Origin of the sequence: Vibrio sp. S17_S38 (genome assembly GCF_014694375.1) — a bacterium.
Taxonomy (GTDB): domain Bacteria; phylum Pseudomonadota; class Gammaproteobacteria; order Enterobacterales; family Vibrionaceae; genus Vibrio.
Window position 1 is genome coordinate 1 of sequence record NZ_JAAUWW010000005.1, and the last position, 25,662, is coordinate 25,662.

The window sequence follows — 25,662 nt, forward strand, 5'->3', positions numbered from 1 at the left end:
TTGGTTAACATAATCACCATCCAGTTTTGTTAAAACTGAATGATACCAAGTGGATCAATTTTCAATTGGTGTTAGTGGATCATTTTTGCACTGGTGGTGACATGTATTTTGATGTGTCTAGAGCTGAGATGCATTTATTTCCAATTACAACAGCGATAATTGCTGACAGTTCAGGCTACAACTCCTCCTCGTTAATATGGATAATATTGTCTAATGTGCCTTGGCCTATACTATTAGTATCCCTGAAACTGTTTAGATGAAACTGAATTTTTTGTTTGTAGGATAGCCCTTTAACAAAAAATCGGTTTTCTGTTCAAATTTTTTCTGAGATAATTCTGATTATACTATGAACAGTATAACTCTCAGGTGTGTAGTGGAATGGAATATGGAGAATAGTTTACTTTCAAGATTATCGGGAAAGTGAGTTTGCATCAGTAGGGGACTCCTTATTTTAAGGAACATTAAAGGATGTCGGCTTTGGGGAGTGTGATAATCCAGTTTGGATTGAATAGAGATAACTTCATTGATTCATGAAATTATCTGAATTGATCTTAGATCCCTGCACCATCAAGAAGTATAGGGGAGCTACCGTTAAATTGTTGATCCATATCTAAAGATGGTTTATCACTCTGCGGACGACCTACTATTTTTGCAGGGACACCTGCAACGGTAGTGTGAGCGGGGACTGATTGTAGTACAACTGAACATGAGCCAATTTTTGCACCGACGCCGACTTCAATGTTTCCAAGTATTTTTGCCCCGGCACCAATCATTACACCTTCTCTGATTTTTGGATGGCGGTCGCCGCAGTCTTTACCTGTACCGCCTAATGTTACATCTTGTAAAATCGATACATCATTTTCAACCACTGCGGTTTCGCCAATGACTATACCTGTTGCGTGATCGAGCATGATGCCTTGGCCTATTTGTGCCGCTGGGTGAATATCGACTTGGCATGCAACTGAAATTTGATTTTGAAGATAAGTAGCTAATGTGACTCGGCCTTGTTTCCATAACCAGTTTGCAACGCGGTAGCCTTGCAGAGCATGGTATCCTTTTAAATATAGCAGAGGAATAGAATACATAGATACTGCGGGGTCTCGAGTGACTGTAGCGCAAATATCACAAGCAGCAGATTCAGTTAATTGTGAATCAGATAGGAAAGCCTCTTCTACTACTTCGCGTACTGCCATTGCAGGCATTGATGCTGTTTTTAGTTTATTCGCTAAGATATAGCTAAGAGAAGCTCCTAAACTATCATGGTTAATAATCGTAGAGTGATAGAAACTGGCGAGCATTGGTTCTAATTCCGCTTGCTGTTTTGCTTCTTTAACAATGGCTTTCCATACTTTCTGCTTTTCACACTGTTTCATGATGCTATGTATCTCAATTCTATTTTTCGCAGCGCAAGGGCGGCGATATATTGTTATTCCATTAACCTATCACGCTTGAATTTTCAGGTGAAGTTATCCGTTTATCTTTCCATTTTTTTCGATCTTGCCAATAAATCTTGTGCGGCTTGGCGTGCGTCTTTACCTTGATACAGTACTTGATAAATTTGATCAACAATAGGCATTTCTACACCCATTCGGTTCGCAAGTAGCCATACTTCTTTTGTGTTGCGATACCCTTCAACCACTTGTCCGATTTCTTGCTGAGCACTTTCAATAGCTTTGCCTTGGCCTAAAGCCAAGCCAAAGCGGCGATTTCGTGACTGGTTATCTGTGCAGGTCAATACTAAATCACCAAGGCCAGCCATGCCCATGAACGTTTCTGCTTGGGCACCTAATGCGACACCTAAACGTGTCATTTCAGCTAATCCACGGGTGATTAATGCTGTTCGTGCATTTGCTCCGAATCCGATGCCATCTGACATGCCAGCGCCAATTGCGATAACATTTTTGACTGCTCCACCAAGTTGCATACCAGTAAAATCATTATTAGCATAAACGCGAAAGCTCTTATCGCAATGAATAGTTTCCTGTAAATCTTTAACAAATTCAGTATCAGGTGAAGCAACTGAAATAGCTGTTGGTAAACCTGCTGCTAATTCTTTCGCAAAAGTAGGGCCAGAAAGAACTGCTAGTGGAATACTCTCACCTAGAACCTCTTGTGCAACATCTTTTAATAGACGGCCCGTTTCAGGTTCTAACCCTTTAGTTGCCCAGCAAATTCGAGAGTTAACCAATAGGTGAGGTTTTAGACTATTGAGTACTAATCCGAACACATGGCTTGGAACAACGACTAGTAAATCACGACTAGATGAAACAGCAGTTGCAAGATCGGATTCAATAATTAACGACTCAGGGAATGTGATGCCGGGTAAAAACTCGTGGTTTGCTCGGTCAGCTTGTAATTTTGCCATATGCTTGGCTTCATGCCCCCATAAAACCACTTTTGAACCATTTCGGGCTAACGCGATGGCAAGTGAAGTGCCATATGATCCAGCACCAATAACAGTCATAACAGCATTTTGATGAGAGTGTGTCTTTGGCATGATTGAAACCTTTTGTGAAAGATGAGAAACCGAGGAGTGAGGCCTGAAGAAACAAAAAGCAAAAGCAAGATAATTTCGCTTTTGCTTTGTGGTCAGATATTTACGCGAAGTATTTTCACACTTCGCGTTTATTATCTTATGCTTCTACTTGTGGTGCTTGCTCTGCTTGCTGCTGTAAATAGTTCATGAACAATGCATCAAAGTTAACAGGGGCTAAGTTCAGTTGTGGGAATGTCCCTTTAATAACTAAACTTGAAATAGTTTCACGTGCATATGGGAATAGGATATTCGGGCAGAAAGCTCCTAAGCAATGTGCAAGTTGACCTTGTTCCATCTGTTCTGCTGTAAAAATACCGCCTTGTTGGATTTCACATAGAAAAGCAACCTCATCAGCATTTTTAACAGTAACAGTTAAGCGTAGAACAACTTCATAAACACCTTCACCTAGCTCACGGCTTTGGGTATCTAGATCAAGTTTAACGTCCGGTTCCCACTCTTTTTGAAACATTTGTGGTGAATTTGGCGCTTCAAAAGAAATATCTTTTAGAAAAATACGTTGAATTGTGAAGTTCTGTTGTTCTTGAGGTGCTGCTTCAGCCATGATTAAAATCCTTGTAGGTATAAATTAAAAATCTGTTATCTAACTATTTCTTACCTTTCTTTGTCACTGCTTTATCTGAAACTAAAGGTAAGTTATTTTCATTCCAAGCGCCCATGCCATTTTTTAATAGGCTGACATTTTCAAAACCAGCTTTAACTAATAGGTTGGCACTTTCTGCTGCGGTTTGTCCAAGCTTACATACCACAATGATTGGGGTGGCTTTGTATTTTTCAATAGTAGCAAGAGCACCAGATTTAATTTCAGAAGGTAAAATGTGAACTGAGCCCGCAATATGGCCATGTTTGAACTCATCTTTAGAGCGAATATCAATAACCACACCATCTTCACGATTGATTAGGTAGGTTAGTCCTCCAGCATCTACGATCTTATATTTTGCAGTTGATGACTTATAAATGCTCATAATCAAGGCAGCAAGTACACCCACCCAAACTAAGCACATGACCATGTTTTGTTGAAAAAATTCCATATATTCTTGCATATTTTAAGCTCTTACCTGCGATAGCTGTGGACATCCACAGACAAAATTTGAAAGGCAAGAGTATAACCGCCTATGGGGAAAGAGGCGAGAAGAGAAGGGAAAAAAGCGATCCTAGATCTTAAAAGAGACATGAATATCCAGCTTTAAATACGATAGGATCGCAACATAGTATGACTTATGATGTTAAGGTCTTTTCAGTCCATCTATTTTGTAGGCCTTTTAACCAATTATAAATAATCAACATTGCCAGGCTGATACCACTTATTATTGTTAACCAGTGTGGTAATAATTCATGTTCAGGGCCAACTTGAGGTGTGACTTGAAAACCATATTGTGACACTAAAAAATCAACCAAAGATCCCATGAGTATGGCGCCGCCTAGTACACCACCTAAATAACCAAATAATGCTCGTTTTCCCATTTCTTTAAATACAACCCCTAAGCTTGCAACATTACTTGCAGGCCCTGCCAACATAAAGACTAATACCGCCCCAGGAGATATCCCTGCTAACAGTAATCCAGCAGCTACAGGAGTGGATGCAGTCGCGCAGATGTACATTGGTATTGAAATAATAACCATAACTAGCATAGCTAAAATGCCACTTCCCCAGCCTTCTAATAGCCCATCAGGCATATAAGCTTGAATTAACGCGGCAAAGCCTAGCCCAACTAAAAGCCATCCACTTGTGTCTTTTAATAGCTCTGTTGAGGCAAATTTAATAGCGAGTTTTAACTTACCAATAAGATTTTCAGGTGTTGGTTGTTCAGTTTTAGATTGTGCAGAACCACATGACGTCTTTTTCTTACTTGAGCAGCATGATGAGGCTGGTTTCATGGTGGTATTTGATTGAAGGGTGGTTTTTATTCTTTGTTTTTTCGGGCTGCAACATGAAGCTGTTTCCACTGGCTTTGAAATGGACGTTATTGAAGCAATACTTGAGCTTTCTTTGTCTTTACCTACCAGTAATCCGGCTAAAACCGCGCTAAAAATGGCCGAGATAGGACGCATAATTGCCATAAACGGACCTAAGAGAACATACGAAATAGCGATTGAATCGACGCCTGTTTCTGGTGTAGAAACTAAAAACGAAGTTGTGGATGCTTTTGATGCTCCGGCTCTACGTAAACCGACGGCAGCAGGGATCACCCCACATGAACATAATGGTAATGGGGCACCAAAAATAGCAGATTTCACAATGGCTTTAAATCCACTTCCGCCAAGTTGTTTGTTTAGCCATGTACTAGGAATGAATACTTTGATGATTCCTGCTGTGACGAGCCCTAATATTAACCAAGGTGCCGATTCTAAAAATAATTCCATAAAGTGAGATAGAAAAGCCATATTATGCTCCTTGGTGGTGATGAATTTCAGGCTTGACGTCATCGGTGTTAGTTTCTAGTGCTTGTAGAATTGTGCATTGCTCTGCGCTATTTGCACCACCACAACAAGCAGAAGAAAGTGCTTGTAATGAGCGTTGGAAGTGAAGAAGCTCTGCTAATTTTTGTTCGACTTGCTGCAACTTGATATCAACAACTTGTTTTACATCAGAGCAAGCATTGCTAGCTTTATTGACGTCGATTTCTAATAACTCTTTTATATCCGATAAATTAAAGCCGACTTTTTTGGCTCTAATAATAAATTGCAGAGCTTGCTTATCTTTTTCGGTATATAAGCGATAGCCTGAATCTGTTCGATTTGATGGGCTGAGTAGTCCTGATTTTTCATAAAATCGTAACGTATCATTATTTACTTCACAGAGTTTTGCTAACTCACCAATCTTATACATATCCATTCCCTATTTTGACGTTACAGAGAGTATAAACCTTAGATGATACTCCAAGGTCAATAGCGATGAGTGTACGTATTGAATTTAAAGTGAAATAAAAAAGCCCATAGATAAGATCTGTGGGCTTAGTTGTAGTGACTGAAGGAGCACCGTGTTCAAACTCTTAAAGAGTAAGCGATTGAAAAGGTAGTTTTAAATTTGGTGTCGCTTAAAGATAATCGACGTATTAATACCACCAAAAGCAAAGTTATTACTCATTATCGTATTGCATTGTATTTCTCGCCCTTTGCCCTGAATATAATCCAGATCACCACACAGTGGATCAATGTTATTCAAGTTTAGAGTTGGACTAAACCATCCAGTATGCATCATCTCTAAGCTAAGCCATGCCTCAACGGCACCACAAGCACCAAGCGTATGACCAAAATAACTTTTGAGTGAACTGATGGGTGTTTGATTTCCAAATAGGTTGGAGGTCGCGTTACTTTCTGCAATATCGCCACGGTCAGTTGCGGTACCGTGAGCAGAAACATAATCGATCTGAGAAGCCGGAATATTGGCATCTTTAAGCGCTAGTTCCATGCAACGTTGCATATTTTCCATTTGTGGTTGAGTAACATGGGCTGCGTCGCAATTACTCGCAAAGCCAATGATTTCAGCATAAATTGTTGCCCCACGAGCGATGGCATGTTCATATTCTTCAAGGACTAATGTACCAGCACCTTCACCAATAACGAGGCCGTCTCGGTCTGTGTCATAAGGTCGAGGCGTAGTTTTTGGTACATCATTTTTTAAACTGGTGGCAAATAGGGTGTCAAAAACAGCTGATTCAGTAGGGCAAAGTTCTTCTGCGCCGCCTGCAACCATGACTGTTTGATAGCCGTGTTTAATGGCTTCGTAAGAATATCCAATGGCTTGGCTGCCAGAAGTGCAGGCACTGCTAGTTGGGATTACTCGTCCTCGTAAGCCGAAAAATAAACCGACATTCACTGCTGCTGTGTGAGGCATCATTTGTACATAGGTGGTGGCGGTGATTGCTCGGGTGGATTTCTCATTAAGCATCACACCAAAAGCACTCACGGCTGGAGTACTGCCGGTGGATGAACCATAAGCTACGCCGGTTTGACCATTCGTTAAGGTTTCATGTTTATCGCCATTCTCACTAACAAGACCACTTTGTAATAGCGCATTTTCAGAGGCTAAGGTCGCCATTTGAGACACTCTACCCATTGAGCGAATCTTTTTCCGTGTGTAATGCTTTGGTAGTTCAAAGTTTAAAATAGGGGCGGCCAGTTTGGTATTCAAGCCATCATATTGCATATAGCTTTCCATAAATTGCACCGCATTTTCGCAGGCTTGCAGCTTAGGTAAAATCTCAGCCCAATTATTACCAAAGGCAGTAACGCCAGACATTCCAGTCACTACAACACGACGACTCATATTAAACCTCCATTGACTGAAATAACTTGTCTGGTGATATATGCAGCATTATCCGACATTAAATAGCGGACTAATCCTGCTACTTCTTCTGGTTTCCCCATACGGCGTAAAGGCACTTGTGGTAAAGCATGCTCTTTAACATGTTCATCTACCATTCCTGTATCAATAAGCCCTGGCGCAACACAATTCACGGTGATTTTGCGTTTGGCGAGTTCTAAAGCCAGAGATTTGGTTGCGCCAATCACACCCGCTTTTGCAGCACTGTAATTAGTTTGACCACGGTTGCCCATGATGCCAGATACGGAAGCAATGGTAATGATGCGTCCACCACGGCGCTTTTGTACCATAGGCATGACACAAGGATGAAGCACATTATAGAAACTGTCTAAATTGGTATGGATCACGCTATCCCATTCTTCTTCCATCATGGCTGGAAAGGCTGTATCACAGGTGATCCCTGCATTACTTATAACACCATAATATGCGCCATATTGTTCAATGTCCGCTTCCAATTTTTCTCGGCATTGGGTTCTATTGCTGATATCAAACTGAAGTAGATGGCCTTGCCCGCCAGCTTGTTCAATGTCGTGTAACGTGCCGAGTGCACCCGTTTCGTCGCTCATATAATGAATGGTAATATGAAAGCCATCTTGCGCCAATTGAGTCGCAATTGCTTTACCAATGCCTTTGCTGGCTCCTGTTACTAGAACATGTTGAGTCATAAGGTTTCCTTTGATTGTTTCTTTGCAACAGCCGGTTGACCCAGCATATCGTGTAATTGTGTTTTAGAGGGGACAAAAGCATTTAATTGAGCACTGGCGACTTCTTTACCTTGCTGTTCTATTATGCATTGAAATACCGCCATACCATTATTTTCCATTACTTTTTCCGCATGGATATCCAATATGGTTCCTAATGAAAATTGCGTCTGTTGGCAGTGGTAGCGACGAGTGCCAAGTAAGAAACCAATCGATGGTTCAACGTCTTGTTTCCATGCTTGATAGCCTGACCATGCGGCGATTGATTGTGCCATGAATTCTATTCCCACATAAGCTGGCACTGTCTGTGATGATTCATCAAAAAACAGGTTACTTGATTGGATATCAACTTGGGTATGAATGTGCTCATCGCCAACGTCGATCAAACGATCCACTAATATCATCGGCGCTTCATGGGGGATAAGTTGGTGAATGTGAGGAATGCTCGATTCAGTCATGCGGGTATCCAAAAATAAGGCTGACGTTATTGCCACCAAAGGCAAAAGAATTACTTAAAATCGCCGGTTGTGTTAATGCAGACTCAGGCTTGGCTAATTGAATGCCTAATGCTTCACCATCTGACGTATTTGTTTGAGCTGGAAGTGGAAGATTATAGCGTAAAATATGCCAACAAATAGCGGCTTCAATCGCACTCGCTGAGCCCAATGCATGACCGGTGAGCGATTTGGTTGAGCTAACGGGAACATGATTACTAAATACACGATTGATTGCTTTTGATTCCATCGTATCGTTTAGCGGCGTCGCCGTTCCGTGAGCATTAATATAACCGATGTCTTGTGGTGTTAATCTTGCGTCGTCTAACGCTTTGCGCATCGCTTGTTCCGCGCCATTACCTTCAGGATGTGGCGCAGATATATGGTGAGCGTCGGAGCTATCTCCAGCACCTAACAAGGCAATGGTGGGGTGCTTTTTAGTATGAGGTTCGGGTTTCTCTAAGCTGAGTAACATAAAGGCAGCCGCTTCACCAATATTGATCCCATTTCTTTCAGGAGAGAAGGGGCGACAAAGCGTGTTAGATAAGGCTTCTAGACCATTAAAACCATTTAACGTCAGTTTGCATAAGGTATCGGCCCCACCTACAATCACTGCATCGACTAATCCCGCTATTAACAATCGTTTGGCTGAGATAAAGGCACGACCACTGGAAGAGCATGCGGTTGAAATGGTGTAACACGGCCCAGAGAGATTAAAATAGTCCGCAACAAATTGACTAGTATTAGCCATTTCTTGTTGATGGTAATGATAGCCATTTGGCCATTGCTGAGTTTGTTGTTGAGCGTGTAATGCTTGCTCTCCATCTACAATACCAGAAGTGCTAGTACCTAGAATAACCGCAATACGATTGGCGCCATAACGTTGAATAGCCTGTTTGATTTCTGGCTCAATTTGCAACAATGCGGATAACGCTAAACGATTATTGGTGGTATTTTGGTGGATAAATGTGTCATCAATGTGAGGGAGTCCATCCGGTGCATAACCCAGCACAGTTTGTTTTCCATTGTTGAGCCAATCACCACTCATTCGCATATTAGGCGACACACCTTGCAGCAGATGCCGATGGATTTCATCCGTTTTCTGACCTAAGGCTGAATGTGAGCCACAAGCATGAATGTAAATAGGTGTCGGCATGTCAATTTATTACCTTAATTTAAACGAATGAAAAGTGTCATAATCGGAAAGCGAAATAGGCTTATTTATATTGTAATGTTTTGATCTTAATGTTGAGTCTTAGCAATGGATTAATAAAGGTGATATCGCCCTTTAAGGGATTGATATTTTGATAATGAATATCTGCCACAACTTCCCCTTTATCGTTGCTTAATTGTCGGTGTTTCCCTTGAGAGCCGTCATTATTTTTTTCAGTTAATGCCCAACCTATTTTAGATAATGATGGTTGCCATACCTCAACCGGCCATAAGGTGATCATTAAATTAAACAGTACCTGTTCTGGTTGAGGTAATACGCCACCAAGACCCGACATGACGTGTGAATCAATCTGATTGTTAGCATACTCCAAACTCAGAATTCGCGAGCCCCAAGAGGAAAACCCAGCCAAAACGACTTTATCATCAGATACTTGCAGTTGAGTGGGGAGTTGCTTCGTGGTGTTTTGATAGGAAACTGAAATCAATTGACTTGCACTTAATGAGTATCCTAAATCGCGTGGTGCTGGTAAAGCTACCCATACACCTTTTGCGATTTCGACTTTAGCTTGCGTTGTTTCCGCATCGTTTGATGTTAATGAAGCGCACCCCGTCAATAGCGCGAAACTAAGAGTCATGAAGCTCAATATTATAAGATTAGACGAGAGAGAAAAACGTGTTAATACGTAGTTATTTATTCGTTTTATCATCATCACTTATGTCCTTGTGGGCGATTTTCATCAGTCAATTTTAGCGGGTCTTTCATCGTTAATGGCGTCATGGCTAATGGCGCGAGTAACCAACAAACTATAATGCCAAATAATACCGTGATCCCAAAACTATGGATGGCTTGAGTTTCACTTAAAGCCAGCAGTCCGAAGGACAATAATGTCGTTAAGCCAGATAAACTAATCGCTAATAAGGTACTGTGTAATGATTCAGATTTCGGTGTTGCTTTGAATGCTGAATGACGACTGTGCTCAGCAAAAAATAAAGTGTAATCAATCCCGATTCCAAGTATTAAAATCAATGCCAATAAATTAAACAGATTCAGTGGTGTCCCCGCTAATACGGTGACGGCAATGCCGATCCCTCCGGCAAGTAACGGTGGGATCATAATACGAATGCCTTGTTGCCAGCCATAGCACCACGCCACCACGATAAAAATCAGCGCACTGGCGAATGCGAGTAATTCAGTCACTCTTTCTCGATAGGAGCCGAATAAGCGTGAAATGTCGTCAGTTTTATCTAAATAACTGATATTCACTTGGCTATCGGCGTATTGCTGCATAAATATTGGCGCCGATAAACCCGTTAAGCGTATCACTGCAGATTGTTGCCCAAGTATTTTTCCTAACCACATAAAACGCACTGGTTCTGAGATTGGAGAGGCGAGAAAATCATTGATAGATATGGGATTAAATTGAGCATCAAAGTTGAGGGCTTGATTGAGCTTTAAGCTTTGTTGTAATTTTTTGCCTTGATTGGCATAAAGCTGCTTTATTAATTGATAGTTCTGATGCTGAGAAAGTGCCGAAGGAATATATTGAGTGAGGCTTTGATAGCCTTGCAACTTACCTTGATTGATAAAGCCATCGAGCTGTTTAGAGACTTGTTCCAATCGTTGTAAAAGAGCTTGGTCATCACTGGCTTTTACTAACAACATTTGTTGACCATTGCTGATCCCAGAGATGGCTTTGATACTATTTTCTTGTTGCTTAAGTTGAGTGGGCAGCGCTTGTAACTGGCGAATATCATCATTGTATTTAGCTTGTGATAGGCCAAGAGCAGCCATGATCAATAAACTCAACGGAAGCCCGATTCTAATGTTGCGCTTTTGCCATAATTGCAGCCAAATCGACATTGTTTTAGAAAGTGGTAAATGCGTCACTTTCGATGGGCTTGATGCTAAAATCGGATACCAACATACCACTGAGGCATAAGCGGCGCATAAGCCGACGGCAGAGAATAAGGCCAATTGTTGTAACCCCGGGAAAGGGGCAACTAACATGCCTAAATAACCAATTAAACTGGTGATTAAACCAAAGCTGATGGCGACAAAAATATGCCGTAAACCTTGTTGGCTATCCCAGTCTTTACCTGCGGCAAGTCGGTCTGTTAGATAATGAAAAGCATAATCAATCGACACTCCAATTAAACTGGCACCAAATACCAAACTAAATAAATGCACCTTGCCAAAGACAGCAACCGTCACCACGAAGGCGCTTAATAATCCGCATCCTATTGACAATAGAGCCAAATTTAGCGGGGTGATGCTGCGGTAAACAAACAAGATTAGAATAATTATCCCAACTAAAGAGCCTGCGCCGATGGTGCTTATTTCATTTTTTGCGCTTTGAGTGCCGTGGGCTGCGTAGAAGATCACGCCGGTGTGAAGGATCTCGATTTTATTGTTGTTGGCTTTGGTGCCTGTGTTGGTTTTATTGACAGATATATCGGTAAATTGTTGTTCAATCTTCTTTTGTAAATCGTTAAGTTCGGGCAGTTTAGATTGTAAATCAAAGCTATAAGGGGAGCCTTGTAATTCAGCATTGATCAGTGCGTAAGTTTTACCTTGATACTGAGTAGTCAAAAATCCATTTGAAAGAACGAAATTGCCAGAGTTAGCCGATAGCTGAGTTAAGAAATCCCGAAAAAGTAAAAAAGGGTCATTTTTTAATTCTGATCCAGTGACTCCTGAAAATGGATTGTAGACACTTTGGATCACTTGCTGAGTTTGCTTTTGTGGTGCGATCTGTAATTGTTTTCGCTGTGCATCTGTGAGTAGTTGGAAGCGATTGGGATAGAAAAACTGCCCCCAAGCTTGCTGTGATTCCGAATCTATTTTCGCCTTAACATGGCTAAATAACGATAAACTCTCGAGCTGTTTAGAAAACTCAGTCGCGGCAGAAATCGCACGGTCTTTATTTTCACTTCCAACTAAAAAAATCACCTTATTGCTCATGCTGGTGGCGATATTATCAAATGCAATTTGGGCAACTGGATCTTGCTTATCTTTTGGCAGTAATGCCATGATATCGGTTTCGATAGGACTGGTGCGGCTTGATAACTGCCAGATTAACGTCGCACCGAAGATTAAGATCACCGCAAGCCAACTAACCGCTAATATTTTACTGTTATTGAATCTGTGTATCATGATGTCGTTATTCTCAAAAGCGGTTAATAAATACGATTAAAAGTGCTAGTCGCCATTAAAACTGAAAGGCTGCTTGTTCCGTTTTATTAAGTGTATTGGGCTGATTGGTTTGTTGACTAAAATTAATCTCAGATTGATCTCCTCGCACTTCTTTTAATAAAACCGAATCAATATAATCACTGCCTTGAATGGTAATGGAAGCAAAGACTTTATTTAGTGGCGCAGTTTTAGGTGTGAGTACTAGCGTCCAATGATCAGGATTTGAGCTGAGCTCAAGGGTAAATTGCTCGGTTAAAGTATTGGTGTCACCTTGAAATAAAGATAAGAAAATGTGGCTGAAATAAAACACCATCGGATTGTCTTTTTTATCTAATACTTGCGCGGGTTGATCCGCCATTTTTTGACTTAACTTATCTTGAGTTAATACCAAAGAGACTGGAAATGGTTGAGTTTGTTGCCACCATAAACCTTGTTGTTCCGATAATAAAAATTGACCACTTGATTCCAAAGGAGCATCAAACATCTGCATAGTGCGAGTTTGAGTGAAATCGCCACGCACCACTGTATGTTGCGCCAGTTTTGTTTGCAGTTGATCGAGCGTGATCGCGGAAGCAGAGATCGATACAAAGGTGATCATAAAGATCAGTGAAAACAATACTGTACTGATTTTATTGCGCATGCCATTTCTCCACTCTATCAGTCAGTGCTTTTGGTGAAACAAAGCACATTTCTTCGGTTTTCATCTCCACCGCCACTTGCATGGTATAACCTTTGGTCAGGCGAGCACCCGTTTCGGCATGGTAGATCACATACTCCACTTTCAAACGATTTTCCCATTCGGTGAGCATAGCTTCAACCCGCACAGTCAGATCAAACGGGATCGGTTTGATGTACTTTACTCTCACATCAATAATTGGCCACATATAACCAGACGCTTCCATCGCGCGGTAGTTATAGCCAATTTTATCTAGCATAACGCGGCGGGCTTCTTCAAAAAAACGAAAGTAATTACCGTGATACACCACGCCCATTGGATCCGCATCTTGAAAAGAGGGTGTCATAAGTACACTGGACGTTAATGTATTACTCATTAATATAAATCCCACACTTGCTGCTGAATTTTAACGATGAATTTGCGTAAATCCGCTTCTAAAGGACGATCTTCCTCCACAAATTCAAACTCCGATTGTACCGCTTCCATCATGGCTTGAATCGCTGGGCTGAAATGCTGGTGGTCAAGTTCATTATTGCGCTTGCGCAGCTCTATCGCTTGAGTGGCCGCTAACAATGACGCAGAGGTTACTTGCTCGGTCAGCTGCAAAACACGTAAACAGTCACGAGAAGCAATGGTGCCCATGCTGACTTTATCTTGGTTATGGCATTCAGTAGAACGAGAGAATACGCTAGCAGGCATAGTATTTTTTAGTGCTTCGGCGGTCCAAGCTGAAATGCCAATTTGTACCGCTTTAAAACCGTGGTTAATTGGCTTACGTTCACCGGTTGCGCCAGTTAAGTTAAAGGGTAATCCGTTGTTGAACTTATAATCCATTAATTGCGCCATTTGGCGGTCAAGTAAATCCGCAATATTAGCTACTGCCGTTTTTAGTGTATCCATCGCCATGGCAATATGACCACCATAGAAATGTCCACCGTGTAGAACACGCTCATTATCGCCATCAATGATTGGGTTATCATTTGCGCTATTGAGTTCATTTTCGATCATTTGACGCAACCACGGTAGGGTATCTTGCAATACGCCAATCACGTGTGGCGCACAACGTAGAGAGTAACGATCTTGTAAGCGGTCACTGTTGCTTGGTGGACGTTCAGCTTGAAGATCACTGCGTAGCCAAGCGGCGATTTGCTGTTGACCTTGGTGAGGTTTCACCGCGAACAAAGCTTCATCAAAGTGGAAGTCATTACCTTGCATTCCCAATGACACCATGGCGGTAATTTTTGTTGCTAGTTGCGTTAAGTATTCGGCTCGTTTAAAGGCGATACAAGCCAGAGCAGTCATGACTGATGTGCCATTCATTAAGGCTAGACCTTCTTTGGGTTTTAGCTTAATCGGTTGAATGTTTAGCTCTTTAAACACATCAAGAGTAGGGCGTACTTCGCCTTGGTATAAAACTTCACGTTCACCAATTAACACCGCCGCTAAATAAGATAGCGGGGTAAGATCACCACTAGCACCGACCGATCCTTCTTGTGGGATCATTGGTGTGATGCCTTGATTGATCAAGGTTACGATTTGATTGAGCAGATCATGAGTGACACCAGACATGCCTTGAGATAAAGAGCATAAACGAGTTGCGAGCACCGCACGGGCTTGTTGTTCATCTAAATGCTCGCCTAATCCACAACCATGAAAACGAGTTAAATGCAGTGGTAACTCGTCCACCAGATTCATCGGGATCGCGACCGTACAAGAATCGCCATAACCTGTGGTAACACCGTAAATCACGCCTTCTTCTTTTAATAAACGTTCCAGAAATGCTACACCGCGATCTATCTTGCTAGTGAAAGCATCGGTTTGATTCATTTGGGCTTGGCCGCCTTGGGCAATGTTCACTACATCTTCAATAGTGAGACGTTGTGCCCCAAAGGTTATCGATGGATTATTTAGATTGTGGGTTGTCATGTTGCTCACTCGATTTAAAGGATTCATTGGACTGTTCAGATTCCAGCATATTGTCGCGGCTGAGTTGCCAAAAATTAAAAAAGTTATACCACTGTAAAGGCGCTTTTAAGGTGAAGTACTCTAAGCGATTGGCGTATTGCTGCACTAATGCTTGAAGTGCTTCAGTCCTCTGTTTTCGAGGTAAATGAATCTTTTCACTGAAAGGTTCGAAATGCACATCAAAACGAGGTCGCTTGCTTGTATTTGATTCATCGCGTAACCCAAATAATAAATACACGGGAGCGGCAAGAATGGTGGCCAATAGAAATGGCCCTTGTGGAAATGGGGCGGGTTTTCCTAAAAAATCAGCCCACACTACTCGTTGTTCTTGAGTGGTAGAAGTACGATCGCCGACAATCACCACCCATTCACCTTGTTCCAATTTTTGTTGCAATAAAATCGCGGTATCGGGTCCAAGGGAGCTCACTTGAATCAGGTTAATGGACGACTCTGGATTAATAGCTTTCATGACACTATTAAAGCGTTCGGCGTGTTCGGTGAAGACTAAAGCATTAATGGTGACTTTACTGCGCACGCGACCTAAAGCTCGGCACAGCTCTAAATTACCGAGATGTGAGCCTAAAATTACTATGCCTTGTTTGGCGCCAATCACTTTATCGAAATGATCTTGACCATGAATGGTGAGATCGCTGATTTGAATGTCGCCACGCCAACCTGCTAATTTATCCAGAATAGTGTGACCAAAAGATAACAAATGTTGGTAGCTTGATAGCGAGGAATTGATCGCGATATTTTGTTGATGACAGTGATTCTGTACTTGAGCTAAAAATTGCTCAGAGGCTTGACGAGTTTGCTTACCTGAACGGTGATAATAGCCGATCACTAATTTCAAAATACCATTAAAAATTCGACGCCCGAGGAGTGAATAAACCATCATCAATAATTTGATTCCAAGTACCGTACCGCGCTCTTTACTTTTGGCCCAGTGCTGATGGGATGGTGCTGACGATGGATTTTGATTTTCAGTTGGTTGCTTAGATAAGTGGCGTTTAATTAACGCAGGGATCCGTGGAAGCATGCCAAAGAATAGCTTGGTATGCATTTTACTGATGCGGATATTGTCATGCAGTGCATCAAAATGAGAAATACCATCTTCAGGATAAAATACTCGCGTATCAATAAAATGAAATTGAACGCCTTCCCAATACATTTTCACCATGATCTCAGTATCAAAATCCATTCTCAGACCTATGGTATATTTGTCTAATGTTTCAATAGTGGATGGGATCGGGTAAGCACGAAAGCCACACATGCTGTCTTTAATTTCCAATGACAGCGTTTCAATCCATACCCAAATATGAGTTGCATAACGACCATATAAGCGCGCTTTAGGTACCGATTCATCATAGATAGGTTTGCCTGAAATCAAATGTTGTGGGTAGAGCTCGGAGGCTTTCAATAAGCGAGGGATTGTTTCGATATCATGTTGTCCATCGGCATCAATTTGCAACGCATGACTAAAACCCAGTTGATGAGCTTGCTGAATACCTGCAATAACAGCGCCACCTTTTCCTTGATTTGAAGCCAAGCTTATTAAGGTAATATCGGGTTGTTGTGCGAGTGACTCAAGCACTTGCTTGGTGTCTTCATTACTACCATCATCGATAATGAGAATGGGAAAATTAAAACTCTGCAATGATGCCACCACCGCAGCCATCGTTTGGCCGTGGTTGTAACAAGGGATCAAAAAGCAGGGTGAAAATTCGCACATGGTGGTTATGATGTCCTTTGAGTGATTGAGCCTAGAGTTAAGCTAATAAAATACGGCCTGATGAATGCGTATGTAAGCATGCATCATTATCTTGGGATGTGTATGAAAAATACAATTTCCCTTTCTCATCATGCCATTCAAGCTTCAATGTGACGTCACTGCCTTTGAGTATAGGCTCTTGAAACTTGATCACTTCCATTCCTTGAAATTCACCCGGGATAGATAAATATTGCTTGGCAAAAAATATCGCCCAATCAATTTGGGTTACACCAGGTAGTAAAGAATATACGGGAAAGTGACCGTTAAAATCTTCAATGTCTTCATCAATATAGAGTTGTAATTCAACCACAGATTCATTGACTGTCTGATGAATAACACTAGGTTTACGCTTAATCTCAGTCATTATCTTAGCTCGCTATTCTTATTATCGAGATTGTCTTCAAATAAAGCTTCAATATCACTGATGAGTCGCTTTCCTTGCGTATTGAGTGGAATGCTTTCGACAACTTTAAAGCGACGTGGAATACCCACAGGCTCAATCCATTGATGCAGGGCTTTGCGCAAATAGAGCCAAAACTTACCTTTACCTAATTGTTCTAATTTAGCTTGTCCATTGGCCGTGAGCGTTATTGCGGCGGCAATGATTAGGCGTTGTTCGGTTTGGTAAGGAATCACCGCCGCTTCATTTATCTCAATTAATTGATTTAATCGGCGTTCAATTTCGGTTAGTGAAATGCGTTTTTCTTCAATTTTAATAACGCGATCCGCTCGTCCTTTCAAAATGAACTGCTTGTCGTTTAGTAACTCACACTGATCGGCAGTTTGATACCAAATCTTAGGATCGACCAAAGGCGATAGAATTCGTAAACAATTTTCGGCATTGAGTTTAATTTTGATGGCGTCAAAAGCTTGCCAAGGTTCGGCGCTAGTGATTTGCTGGCGATAAGCAATTCCACCGGTTTCTGTACTGCCTAATACTTCTCTTGGCCATTGGTTAAAGAGCGTAAAGCAAGTGAGAGCCGAATCAAATGCTAAAGGGCCGCCGGATGAAAATATGGCGCGATAATTGGCGTTAGAGTTATTTTCGACTAAGCGCTTTAATAATGCAGGGCTACTGATCAAAACGGTATTAGAAGATGTGTGTTGGGCAATTTGTTCGGGGTATTGCCAATCATGTCTGAAAAATGCTCGCCCAGATGCCAGAGGCCATAATACCCGAAACAGTAATCCATAAATGTGCTGATGGGAAACAGTGCTCGCGATGATGCTGCCTGTCAGTTCGTGTCCCCAAGTTTGCTCTAATTGTTCAACTTCATTATTGAGTAACGCTAAGGTTTTATGGATTGCTTTTGGAGCCCCACTGGAGCCTGATGTAAATAAAGTAATCGGCGTGTTACTGAGCGTTTCAAATGTAATTAGTTGTTCAGAAGAGGTTTCTATCAAAGGAAGAGCGATGCTGGTTTGCATGATCGTCTTTGGAAATACATGTATATCGATGACATCATCATGTAACAACGCATCAAAATGTTCAGCTAGATCGAGTAATGCGCCAGGTTGTAGATTACCAGGTAAAATAAGGTGTTTTTCAGCATGACATACCGCCATAAAAGCAACGGCAAACCAATAGCTGTCTTGGGTGCAAATCGCCCATTTCTGTTGCGGAGTCTTGTTTAATCTTGCGGTGAGTTGTGAAACATGTTGTTGAAAATCTAGCCATGAATATAAGACATCATTCTCAGATAAACAGGCGGTTACCGCTAACTGAGGTGAGCGTTGTGACTGCATTAAATCATGGATTGATTGGAACTGTGGTGAGAATTGGTTCATGTGCTGTCAGACGTTTTCCATGTCAGTATACCCGAAAATAACGTGGGCATTTATACCTGCTTTACTTGAAGTTGCCGCTTCAAATACGTTGGATATATATAATTAATAGGTTAGATCTTAAACTCTTAAACTCGGTGTTTCTTTAGAATCCACTGCCTGATGAGCCATTCGCTTGCAAATAAGCTACCGCCAAAAATATAGCTAATTAGGCCATTATAAAGAGTCCATACTTCAATGGGTTGGAAGCAGGTATAAAGTGCGATCGAGCCATTTAAAATAAAGTAGCCACACCAGACTTTGGTGACTGTTCGTGTGTATTGGACACCACTCGCTGGCAGATCTGGATCTTGTAGTCGAGCAAGACGTTCAATTAAGGTTTGCTTTTGCCATAAACTACTGACAAATAAAATGAACATCAGACCATTTACCACAACAGGATAAAAAGTAAACCAGCCTTGTTGTTTAAATAGAGTTGCAAAAATCGTTAAGATAATGCCAGCGCCGCCACTGAGCCATGCCATGTATTTCAATTCGGCTAAACGAGAGCGATGACCCGCTAGAATCCGGATTAGAAAAAACACCCCAAGTAGCGCCGCAATAACGCCAATACCCCAACGATTTAATCCGTAATAAACTGCAAATGGATATGCTAATAAAACGATGGCAGATAGAGCCGTCAGGATCTTGTTCATTACTTTTCTTTTAAGAGTTCGACAACGGCGTCAACTACATCGTTAACCGTACGAACGGCTTTGAATTCATCAGGTTGAATTTTTTTACCCGTTAGCTTTTGTAAGTGCACTACTAAATCAACAGCATCAATACTATCAAGATCGAGCTCTTGATACAGCTGAGATTCAGGTTTGATGTCATTGGCATCAATTTCAAATAGTTCAACAAAAGCATCACTCACTTTGTTGAATACATCTTCACGATTTATGTTGGTCATAGTATTTACGCTTGTTAGTTGGGCTATTAAAGTTGGCGGCTCGCGCTAACATATTTCGCTAGATTTTCGACAGAAGAAAAGTGTTCACGAGTGTTTGCATCATCTGCATCAATAACGACATTATATTTCTTCTTAATCGCTAAACCTAGCTCTAAGGCATCAATTGAATCTAAACCTAAACCCTCGCCAAATAATGGCGCTTCACTATCAATATCTTCAATTTGAATATCTTCAAGATTTAGAGATTCGATAATTAATATTTTTAATTCCTTGTATAGCTGTTCCACATTAACCTACCTAAATATTGTTTTTATTTTTGATTACTTAATCAATTTTAATTTAAGTCACGATACTATCGACCGTTACTTGAGTTACATAGTTATATATTGTCATTCTTATTTGGAAATAGAGCTGTTGATAAATAACGATTCAGCTGGCGAGCGGCTGTCGTTGGTGAATCATTGTTCTTTATAAATGTATTTATCGCTATCTTACCTTTCACTTCTAGATGAAAAAAGGGTTTTACGTCAGGAACTTGATACCATTTCATTTGTTTCGTTAAAAAGTTGGGCGTAACCGTGATATGAACCAATCTTAAATCCGTTTGAGTTCGGGTGGCGATTTGCGCCGCGCCACGTTGTAATTTTGATTTTTGCCCTGGTGTGGTTCTTGTGCCTTCGGGGAATACTAATAAGACATTATCATTGTTTAGGCGTTTATTGCATTCTTCTAGCAAGGTTTCTGGGTCTCTATTGGGAATATATCCCGCAGCTTTTACTATGCCTTTCATAAAAGGGTTATGCCAAATACTGGCTTTCACTAAGCAGTCACATTGTGGTAGATGAGAAGCAATCAGAACGTAATCAATTAAGCTAGGGTGATTAGCAATAATTAAGCAGTTTTTATCTTGAGAGAGTTTATCGCTACCATCAAATTGATAATCGATAGCACCAGTAAATTTCATGGTTTGGCAAAAGAGGGAAAAAGAGTACTGAATGATGCGTTGTACTTGTTTTTCTCGTTGCCCTGAATCACGGATGGTTGCGGTCATTAATGGGAAAACAATAAATGTTAATACTAATGCTCCGATCCCAAAAATAGCAAAGCAGCTACCAGTCGCAATGACGCGCCAGTATTTATTAAGGCGTTGAAATAATGAAAGTTCACAGTATTTCATGCTAGTGAGGAGTACCTTTAATATTTATAACGATGTTGTGCACTGCCATTGCCACTCAAACTTTTCGTCTATAATGTCCCATTTTTGCTGTTTTGTCGCCAAGTTAGCTAAGATTTGTAGGCTCTGAGTGCAAAAAAATGGCGTCGAATTATGATCCGTTGAATTTGAGTGTTTTTTAGTACCTTGCCATGTTAATTGAACTTGATCTCCATGGGTTAATACTAAACCTAACGCATAGCCAGGGTGGCTTTGTGATTCAAATGAAGTATAGGGCTCTGGAAGCGATTCATCAAAATCTATCACTAATACACGGTGACTTGGATTTATAATTAAATAGGCACCGGCTTCAATTAATGCATGATGTAAGCTATTGCTACTCGCAGCTAAAGAGGTGGCAGGAATCGGGCTTTGAGTGGCAATGGTAAATAAACCTGCACTGGTATTATGCACCGATTGCGAGAACGCTGTCGGTGAGGCATCGTCACCACTCAGTACTTGTTGTAATAATTTACTGGTGCGAGACAGTTCACCATGACGGCTTGAAAAAATTAAATAATCGATGGAACATTGTTGGTCATCTAAGCGTTGCTTGAGAGATATCGCAACTTGTAAAGCCAGTTTACTCAGAGGGCTCATACGACGGCGCATCATCGCTGGAATTAAGTCTGCTTTAGCTGGTGGCAGATTTTGTGGCCACGTCTGATTTTTTGCCCAATGCAACCAAGATTCCGACGAATCAAGCCCTGCAGACAGAGCTTGCCAATGCTGAATATTAAACGCAATACTGCTCATAAAGTCCCTTTATCAATAATTTCGTCGGATGAGGCGTAAAATAGCACTTTTATTGATTAAAACGCTATCGTGTGATGGAAATTATTCGCTAGTATTGATTCATACGCTGTATTTTTCATTTTTATTTACTTGGAATAACCTTTGAATATTTACCAGACTGATCCTTATTCTGCTTTAGAAGCCAAAACAGAGGCGCAAAAATTAGCATTTTCGCCTATTGTTTTTCACACTGCTCGAACACTGCGTGACCTTGGTATTTTAGATGCGTTATATCAAGCAAAAGATCAAACCTTAACGGCACCACAAATTGCGCAGAAAACCAATGTTTCAGAATATGGTGTTAAGGTTTTACTTGATATGGCCTTAAGTGCTCGCATTGTGACTTGGCAAGCGCCTCATTACGTTTTAGCTAAGCTAGGACACTCTTTGCTGCATGATGGCATGACACGAGCCAATATGGATTTCACTGCGGATGTTTGTTATGCCGGTATGATGCATTTAACTCAAGCTATTCAAGAAGGCACGCCTGCGGGGCTAAAAGAGCTTGGAGATTGGACAACCATTTATGAAGGTTTATCGAGCTTGCCAGACAAAGCGAAAGAGAGCTGGTTTAAATTCGATCATTTTTATTCAGATAATTCGTTTCCGATCTTATTGAAAAAAATATTTTCTAGTCAGCCAAAGCAGATTTTTGATATTGGCGGAAACACAGGGAAGTGGACATTACAATGTTGCCACTATAATCCAGATGTGACGGTGACTTTGATCGATCTGCCACAGCAAATCGTGTTAGCAAAAGAGAATATAGAAAAGAATGGTTTTTCGGATCGCGTCCATTTTTATCCTGCCAATATGCTGGACAAAACACAGAGTTTGCCTCAAGGCGCGGATGTATGGTGGATGAGTCAGTTTTTAGATTGTTTTTCTCCAATGGAAATTTTAAGTATTTTACGTCGTGTGCGTATGGCGATGAAGCCCGAGGCAAAAGTGTATATTCTAGAATTGTTTTGGGATGCACAGCGTTATGAAGCAGCGGCTTACAGTATGAATGCGACATCGCTTTATTTTACTTGTCTTGCCAATGGAAATAGCCGTTTTTATCGTAGTGAAGATTTTTTAGAAATAGTGACAGAAGCGGGTTTTAAAGTCAGTGAGCGTACCGATGATATTGGTTTAGGTCATACATTGTTAGAGCTTATTGCAGATTAAGTTGTGGGTTAAATATAAATCAGGAAATACAGAGATGATTAAGCAGTACACTCAAGTCGCGATTATTGGCGCAGGCCCATCTGGATCTATCGCAGCGGCATTGTTGAAACAACAAGGTGTCAATTGCATCGTGTTGGAGAAAAGTCTTTTTCCTCGTTTCTCGATTGGTGAAAGTTTGTTACCTGCTTGTATGGAAACGTTGAAAAAAGCCAACATGTTTGAGGCGGTTAATCAGGCTGGATTTCAGTTTAAAAATGGCGCTGCTTTTCGTCGTTGTGGTGAATATACGCATTTTGATTTTACGGATAAATATACAGCAGGTGAGGGGACAACGTTCCAAGTTCAAAGAGCTTCCTTTGACCAATTATTAGCGGAACAAGCACAGAAGCAAGGCGTAGATATTCGTTATCAACATACAGTGATAGCGGTAGATTTGGAAAGTATCCAACCTTTACTATCGATCACAGATGAAAATAATATTGTTTATCAAATTCAAGCGGACTTTATTTTAGATGCAAGTGGTTATGGTCGAGTTTTACCACGATTATTGGACTTAGAGCAGCCTTCCGATTTTCCTGCACGCAAAGCCATTTTTACTCATGTCGTCGATAATATTGATGCCGATATTAGCCAAAAGATGAATTATGATAGAAATAAAATCACCATTTATGTACATCCTGAACATGCAGATGTGTGGTATTGGCTGATCCCATTTTCAAATGGAGTATGTTCATTAGGCGTTGTTGGTTCACCCGAATTTTTGGAGTCTTACCCTCAAGATAGTATTCAGGCTTTAAAGCAACTGATAGAGGAAGAGCCTCATTTGCGTGAGTTATTTGTGAATGCCACTTTACCAAATCCTGGCGGTGTAATTGATGGGTATTCGGTTGATGTAAAGCATCTCGCAACCTCTCAATATGCTTTATTAGGCAATGCAGGGGAGTTTTTAGACCCGGTATTTTCATCTGGGGTCACCATAGCGATGAAATCAGCTGAATTAGCCGTTGAAGCATTACTTTCACAGTTAAATGGAGAAGTGGTCGATTGGGATAAATCGTATTCAGAACCACTGATGGTTGGAGTGAATACTTTTCGTGCTTATGTTGAAGGTTGGTATGATGGCCGCTTGCAAACTGTGATTTTTACCGATAATCCAAATAAAGAAATCAAGAAAAAAATCAGTTCTATTTTAGCCGGTTATGCTTGGGATAGCTCGAATCCGTATGTGGTTAGCCCGCAGAAACGTCTAAGCACATTAGCCGAGATTTGCTCAGGTTAAGTATTGAATCTTAAGTAATAAAAAACCCCGAAATTTCGGGGTTTTTTGATTTCTAATGGAAGGTATTAGTGATCGAAATACACATAATTCTGCCAACTCTTCATTCGAATTAAGATCTTTCGAATAATCGCAACATGCTCTAACTTGCCAGAGTAAACCGCAATTTCCACATTGGTACCCATTGGTAATGCATACTGTTCAATATCATCTTTCAGTTTGAACTTAACCATAATGCGACCGTGAGTTTGCAATGCCTCTGTTCCTAATAACGTACCAGAAGCTTGAATTTGGCTTTCTGCGATCGCAGGTAGTACATCTGTTACTTCAGCTTTAAAAGATTTACCGGGTAATGCTCGGAAGATGACATCAGCTTCATCACCTGGTTTGATATTTAGAATGGAATTCTGGCGGAATGCACCAACAAAATCGCGTGGATCTTGAGTGCTCACAAACGTTAAAATAGGCTTAAATGGCAGTGGAACCGCCATCACACCTGGTTTAAGCGCAAGTTGTGAGACATAACCATCGGTCGGAGCACGAACAATAGTTTGGTCAAGATTAAATTGAGCTCGGTCTAACGATGCTTGCGCTTCTGCTACCGAGGTGTTAACTCCATCGATTTGTGACTGATATGCAGCTTTGGCGGCATTTTCATTTGAAAGTGCGGCCTGATAGGCAGCTTCTGCACCTTTAGCTGTCTGTTGTTTATCATCCACTTGTTGCAAGGTGAAGGCTCCGCGTTTGTAACCTTTTTGATAACGAGCTGCTTCACGTTGAGAGCGATCTTTTTCTGCCAAAGCTTGTATGCTACTGGCAGACGCTTGTTTATAGTTGGCTTCTAACACTAAAACGTTTTGTTTAGCTGCCGCTAATGCAGCTTTTTGTTGAACGACCGCAGCTTTAAAAGGGGTATCGTCTAATCGAACTAATACATCACCTTGGTGTACTAATTTATTGGCTTCAACTTCAACTGAAACCACTCGTGCTCGAATATTCGACACCATAGGCGTCGTGCTATAGATTTGACCACCCATTTGAGTAAAAGGCTGGTAATAGTTCATCGATAAGAAAATAGCGCCAAGTAAGACAACTCCACCTAAAACGGCCGTTGGAACCGTCCATTTATTTAATGGAATACGGAATATTTTAAAAATAGCAATGCAAAAAGCAATATAAGTCAGGGTTAGTATCGTTTCCATTAGTTCGACTCTCCCTGGTCATTTTTCATGACAATAGGTTGTCGGTTTTCTGTTGGTGCTGGGGTAGTTGCCGTCGTTGATTGAGGGGTCATTTTTGCTAATTGTGTTTGTAATTGATGAACTTGTTCTGTGAGACTATTGATTTGATGATGGATATCAGTTTGTTCTTCTTTTAGTTGAGAAAAGCCCCAGCCTCGGTCTTCGCGCCATAATGTTGCCCAAATCCAAAGAAAAGGCCAAAGTACATGTAAGGTAAATAAACTGATCCAACCTGCAACATGTAATGCATCTTGTTGAGGGTGGTTACGTTTTTTTGCTATTTCGTAAGGTATGTCATGGATTGCAATGATGCCGTAAAACAGTATCAGTACAACGAAAATGAGTATACCTAAAGCAACATAATCTAAAGTCATTA

At 41.1% G+C, this 25,662-nt stretch carries 27 protein-coding genes; 2 read left to right on the forward strand and 25 right to left on the reverse strand.

Annotated elements, in window-relative coordinates; genetic code table 11:
• Window positions 1-551 precede the first annotated feature (551 nt).
• From cysE to HC725_RS05340, 23 genes are all read right to left on the reverse strand, one after another.
• Complete coding sequence (gene cysE, locus HC725_RS05230; protein ID WP_190330727.1) at window positions 552-1,373, reverse strand: serine O-acetyltransferase; 822 nt, start codon at window positions 1,371-1,373, stop codon at window positions 552-554.
• A gap of 101 nt (window positions 1,374-1,474) precedes the next feature.
• Window positions 1,475-2,497, reverse strand: coding sequence for an NAD(P)H-dependent glycerol-3-phosphate dehydrogenase (gene gpsA, locus HC725_RS05235; RefSeq protein WP_238928437.1), 1,023 nt, complete (start codon window positions 2,495-2,497; stop codon window positions 1,475-1,477).
• Window positions 2,498-2,633: 136 nt separating this feature from the next.
• Window positions 2,634-3,098, reverse strand: coding sequence for a protein-export chaperone SecB (gene secB, locus HC725_RS05240; RefSeq protein WP_190330728.1), 465 nt, complete (start codon window positions 3,096-3,098; stop codon window positions 2,634-2,636).
• Between the two features lie 43 nt (window positions 3,099-3,141).
• The gene (locus HC725_RS05245) at window positions 3,142-3,597 is read right to left on the reverse strand and encodes a rhodanese-like domain-containing protein (RefSeq protein ID WP_190330729.1); all 456 of its coding nucleotides are present in this window, start codon (window positions 3,595-3,597) and stop codon (window positions 3,142-3,144) included.
• Window positions 3,598-3,772: 175 nt separating this feature from the next.
• Window positions 3,773-4,939, reverse strand: coding sequence for an SO_0444 family Cu/Zn efflux transporter (locus tag HC725_RS05250; protein ID WP_190330730.1), 1,167 nt, complete (start codon window positions 4,937-4,939; stop codon window positions 3,773-3,775).
• Between the two features lies 1 nt (window position 4,940).
• Complete coding sequence (gene zntR, locus HC725_RS05255; protein ID WP_190330731.1) at window positions 4,941-5,384, reverse strand: Zn(2+)-responsive transcriptional regulator; 444 nt, start codon at window positions 5,382-5,384, stop codon at window positions 4,941-4,943.
• 192 nt (window positions 5,385-5,576) lie between these two features.
• Window positions 5,577-6,824 carry a beta-ketoacyl-ACP synthase gene (locus HC725_RS05260; protein ID WP_190330732.1) on the reverse strand — a complete coding sequence of 416 codons (1,248 nt, stop codon included), beginning with the start codon at window positions 6,822-6,824 and terminating at the stop codon, window positions 5,577-5,579.
• Complete coding sequence (gene fabG / locus HC725_RS05265) at window positions 6,821-7,546, reverse strand: 3-oxoacyl-ACP reductase FabG (protein WP_190330733.1); 726 nt, start codon at window positions 7,544-7,546, stop codon at window positions 6,821-6,823. Before fabG ends, HC725_RS05260 begins: the two co-directional genes overlap by 4 nt.
• Complete coding sequence (locus HC725_RS05270) at window positions 7,543-8,040, reverse strand: hotdog family protein (RefSeq protein WP_190330734.1); 498 nt, start codon at window positions 8,038-8,040, stop codon at window positions 7,543-7,545. Before HC725_RS05270 ends, fabG begins: the two co-directional genes overlap by 4 nt.
• Window positions 8,033-9,232 (reverse strand): beta-ketoacyl-[acyl-carrier-protein] synthase family protein, encoded by a 1,200-nt coding sequence (locus tag HC725_RS05275; RefSeq protein WP_190330735.1) that lies wholly within the window; start codon window positions 9,230-9,232, stop codon window positions 8,033-8,035. Before HC725_RS05275 ends, HC725_RS05270 begins: the two co-directional genes overlap by 8 nt.
• Before the next feature lie 61 nt (window positions 9,233-9,293).
• A complete protein-coding gene (locus tag HC725_RS05280) occupies window positions 9,294-9,884 on the reverse strand; it encodes a DUF3261 domain-containing protein (protein ID WP_190330736.1) in 591 nt (196 codons plus the stop codon).
• Between the two features lie 74 nt (window positions 9,885-9,958).
• Window positions 9,959-12,403 (reverse strand): MMPL family transporter, encoded by a 2,445-nt coding sequence (locus HC725_RS05285; protein ID WP_190330737.1) that lies wholly within the window; start codon window positions 12,401-12,403, stop codon window positions 9,959-9,961.
• 55 nt (window positions 12,404-12,458) lie between these two features.
• Window positions 12,459-13,082 carry a LolA family protein gene (locus tag HC725_RS05290; RefSeq protein WP_190330738.1) on the reverse strand — a complete coding sequence of 208 codons (624 nt, stop codon included), beginning with the start codon at window positions 13,080-13,082 and terminating at the stop codon, window positions 12,459-12,461.
• The gene (locus tag HC725_RS05295) at window positions 13,072-13,494 is read right to left on the reverse strand and encodes an acyl-CoA thioesterase (protein WP_190330739.1); all 423 of its coding nucleotides are present in this window, start codon (window positions 13,492-13,494) and stop codon (window positions 13,072-13,074) included. Before HC725_RS05295 ends, HC725_RS05290 begins: the two co-directional genes overlap by 11 nt.
• Complete coding sequence (locus HC725_RS05300) at window positions 13,494-15,044, reverse strand: HAL/PAL/TAL family ammonia-lyase (protein WP_190330740.1); 1,551 nt, start codon at window positions 15,042-15,044, stop codon at window positions 13,494-13,496. Before HC725_RS05300 ends, HC725_RS05295 begins: the two co-directional genes overlap by 1 nt.
• The gene (locus tag HC725_RS05305) at window positions 15,022-16,815 is read right to left on the reverse strand and encodes a glycosyltransferase family 2 protein (protein WP_190330741.1); all 1,794 of its coding nucleotides are present in this window, start codon (window positions 16,813-16,815) and stop codon (window positions 15,022-15,024) included. The genes HC725_RS05300 and HC725_RS05305 overlap by 23 nt, the downstream gene beginning before the upstream one ends.
• 37 nt (window positions 16,816-16,852) lie before the next feature.
• The gene (locus tag HC725_RS05310; protein WP_190330742.1) at window positions 16,853-17,218 is read right to left on the reverse strand and encodes an ApeI family dehydratase; all 366 of its coding nucleotides are present in this window, start codon (window positions 17,216-17,218) and stop codon (window positions 16,853-16,855) included.
• On the reverse strand, window positions 17,218-18,642 hold the full coding sequence (locus HC725_RS05315; protein ID WP_190330743.1) for an AMP-binding protein: 1,425 nt from the start codon (window positions 18,640-18,642) through the stop codon (window positions 17,218-17,220). The genes HC725_RS05310 and HC725_RS05315 overlap by 1 nt, the downstream gene beginning before the upstream one ends.
• Before the next feature lie 125 nt (window positions 18,643-18,767).
• Window positions 18,768-19,334: a COG4648 family protein gene (locus HC725_RS05320; protein WP_190330744.1), complete on the reverse strand. Its 567-nt coding sequence runs from the start codon at window positions 19,332-19,334 to the stop codon at window positions 18,768-18,770.
• Complete coding sequence (locus HC725_RS05325) at window positions 19,334-19,591, reverse strand: acyl carrier protein (protein WP_190330745.1); 258 nt, start codon at window positions 19,589-19,591, stop codon at window positions 19,334-19,336. The genes HC725_RS05320 and HC725_RS05325 overlap by 1 nt, the downstream gene beginning before the upstream one ends.
• Window positions 19,592-19,617: 26 nt before the next feature.
• Complete coding sequence (locus tag HC725_RS05330; protein ID WP_190330746.1) at window positions 19,618-19,878, reverse strand: phosphopantetheine-binding protein; 261 nt, start codon at window positions 19,876-19,878, stop codon at window positions 19,618-19,620.
• 92 nt (window positions 19,879-19,970) lie between these two features.
• Window positions 19,971-20,768: a lysophospholipid acyltransferase family protein gene (locus tag HC725_RS05335; RefSeq protein ID WP_190330747.1), complete on the reverse strand. Its 798-nt coding sequence runs from the start codon at window positions 20,766-20,768 to the stop codon at window positions 19,971-19,973.
• Between the two features lie 24 nt (window positions 20,769-20,792).
• On the reverse strand, window positions 20,793-21,560 hold the full coding sequence (locus HC725_RS05340) for a beta-ketoacyl synthase chain length factor (RefSeq protein WP_190330748.1): 768 nt from the start codon (window positions 21,558-21,560) through the stop codon (window positions 20,793-20,795).
• Between the two features lie 141 nt (window positions 21,561-21,701).
• Between HC725_RS05340 and HC725_RS05345 the strand changes: the two genes are divergently transcribed.
• Window positions 21,702-22,769, forward strand: a complete 1,068-nt coding sequence (locus HC725_RS05345; protein WP_190330749.1) for a methyltransferase — start codon at window positions 21,702-21,704, stop codon at window positions 22,767-22,769.
• Window positions 22,770-22,803: 34 nt separating this feature from the next.
• Window positions 22,804-24,048: an NAD(P)/FAD-dependent oxidoreductase gene (locus HC725_RS05350; protein ID WP_190330750.1), complete on the forward strand. Its 1,245-nt coding sequence runs from the start codon at window positions 22,804-22,806 to the stop codon at window positions 24,046-24,048.
• 65 nt (window positions 24,049-24,113) lie between these two features.
• On the opposite strand, the gene HC725_RS05355 is transcribed toward HC725_RS05350, so the two are convergent.
• A complete protein-coding gene (locus HC725_RS05355) occupies window positions 24,114-25,247 on the reverse strand; it encodes an HlyD family secretion protein (protein ID WP_190330751.1) in 1,134 nt (377 codons plus the stop codon).
• Window positions 25,247-25,660 carry a DUF3302 domain-containing protein gene (locus HC725_RS05360; RefSeq protein WP_190330752.1) on the reverse strand — a complete coding sequence of 138 codons (414 nt, stop codon included), beginning with the start codon at window positions 25,658-25,660 and terminating at the stop codon, window positions 25,247-25,249. The genes HC725_RS05355 and HC725_RS05360 overlap by 1 nt, the downstream gene beginning before the upstream one ends.
• Between the last annotated feature and the right edge of the window lie 2 nt (window positions 25,661-25,662).

What these genes read in the sequence shown, in the direction of transcription:
- cysE (WP_190330727.1), bottom strand. Translation starts at nt 1,373, where the DNA reads ATGAAACAGTGTGAAAAGCAGAAAGTATGGAAAGCCATTGTTAAAGAA.
- gpsA (WP_238928437.1), bottom strand. Translation starts at nt 2,497, where the DNA reads ATGCCAAAGACACACTCTCATCAAAATGCTGTTATGACTGTTATTGGT.
- secB (WP_190330728.1), bottom strand. Translation starts at nt 3,098, where the DNA reads ATGGCTGAAGCAGCACCTCAAGAACAACAGAACTTCACAATTCAACGT.
- HC725_RS05245 (WP_190330729.1), bottom strand. Translation starts at nt 3,597, where the DNA reads ATGCAAGAATATATGGAATTTTTTCAACAAAACATGGTCATGTGCTTA.
- HC725_RS05250 (WP_190330730.1), bottom strand. Translation starts at nt 4,939, where the DNA reads ATGGCTTTTCTATCTCACTTTATGGAATTATTTTTAGAATCGGCACCT.
- zntR (WP_190330731.1), bottom strand. Translation starts at nt 5,384, where the DNA reads ATGTATAAGATTGGTGAGTTAGCAAAACTCTGTGAAGTAAATAATGAT.
- HC725_RS05260 (WP_190330732.1), bottom strand. Translation starts at nt 6,824, where the DNA reads ATGAGTCGTCGTGTTGTAGTGACTGGAATGTCTGGCGTTACTGCCTTT.
- fabG (WP_190330733.1), bottom strand. Translation starts at nt 7,546, where the DNA reads ATGACTCAACATGTTCTAGTAACAGGAGCCAGCAAAGGCATTGGTAAA.
- HC725_RS05270 (WP_190330734.1), bottom strand. Translation starts at nt 8,040, where the DNA reads ATGACTGAATCGAGCATTCCTCACATTCACCAACTTATCCCCCATGAA.
- HC725_RS05275 (WP_190330735.1), bottom strand. Translation starts at nt 9,232, where the DNA reads ATGCCGACACCTATTTACATTCATGCTTGTGGCTCACATTCAGCCTTA.
- HC725_RS05280 (WP_190330736.1), bottom strand. Translation starts at nt 9,884, where the DNA reads ATGACTCTTAGTTTCGCGCTATTGACGGGGTGCGCTTCATTAACATCA.
- HC725_RS05285 (WP_190330737.1), bottom strand. Translation starts at nt 12,403, where the DNA reads ATGATACACAGATTCAATAACAGTAAAATATTAGCGGTTAGTTGGCTT.
- HC725_RS05290 (WP_190330738.1), bottom strand. Translation starts at nt 13,082, where the DNA reads ATGCGCAATAAAATCAGTACAGTATTGTTTTCACTGATCTTTATGATC.
- HC725_RS05295 (WP_190330739.1), bottom strand. Translation starts at nt 13,494, where the DNA reads ATGAGTAATACATTAACGTCCAGTGTACTTATGACACCCTCTTTTCAA.
- HC725_RS05300 (WP_190330740.1), bottom strand. Translation starts at nt 15,044, where the DNA reads ATGACAACCCACAATCTAAATAATCCATCGATAACCTTTGGGGCACAA.
- HC725_RS05305 (WP_190330741.1), bottom strand. Translation starts at nt 16,815, where the DNA reads ATGTGCGAATTTTCACCCTGCTTTTTGATCCCTTGTTACAACCACGGC.
- HC725_RS05310 (WP_190330742.1), bottom strand. Translation starts at nt 17,218, where the DNA reads ATGACTGAGATTAAGCGTAAACCTAGTGTTATTCATCAGACAGTCAAT.
- HC725_RS05315 (WP_190330743.1), bottom strand. Translation starts at nt 18,642, where the DNA reads ATGAACCAATTCTCACCACAGTTCCAATCAATCCATGATTTAATGCAG.
- HC725_RS05320 (WP_190330744.1), bottom strand. Translation starts at nt 19,334, where the DNA reads ATGAACAAGATCCTGACGGCTCTATCTGCCATCGTTTTATTAGCATAT.
- HC725_RS05325 (WP_190330745.1), bottom strand. Translation starts at nt 19,591, where the DNA reads ATGACCAACATAAATCGTGAAGATGTATTCAACAAAGTGAGTGATGCT.
- HC725_RS05335 (WP_190330747.1), bottom strand. Translation starts at nt 20,768, where the DNA reads ATGAAATACTGTGAACTTTCATTATTTCAACGCCTTAATAAATACTGG.
- HC725_RS05340 (WP_190330748.1), bottom strand. Translation starts at nt 21,560, where the DNA reads ATGAGCAGTATTGCGTTTAATATTCAGCATTGGCAAGCTCTGTCTGCA.
- HC725_RS05350 (WP_190330750.1), top strand. Translation starts at nt 22,804, where the DNA reads ATGATTAAGCAGTACACTCAAGTCGCGATTATTGGCGCAGGCCCATCT.
- HC725_RS05355 (WP_190330751.1), bottom strand. Translation starts at nt 25,247, where the DNA reads ATGGAAACGATACTAACCCTGACTTATATTGCTTTTTGCATTGCTATT.
- HC725_RS05360 (WP_190330752.1), bottom strand. Translation starts at nt 25,660, where the DNA reads ATGACTTTAGATTATGTTGCTTTAGGTATACTCATTTTCGTTGTACTG.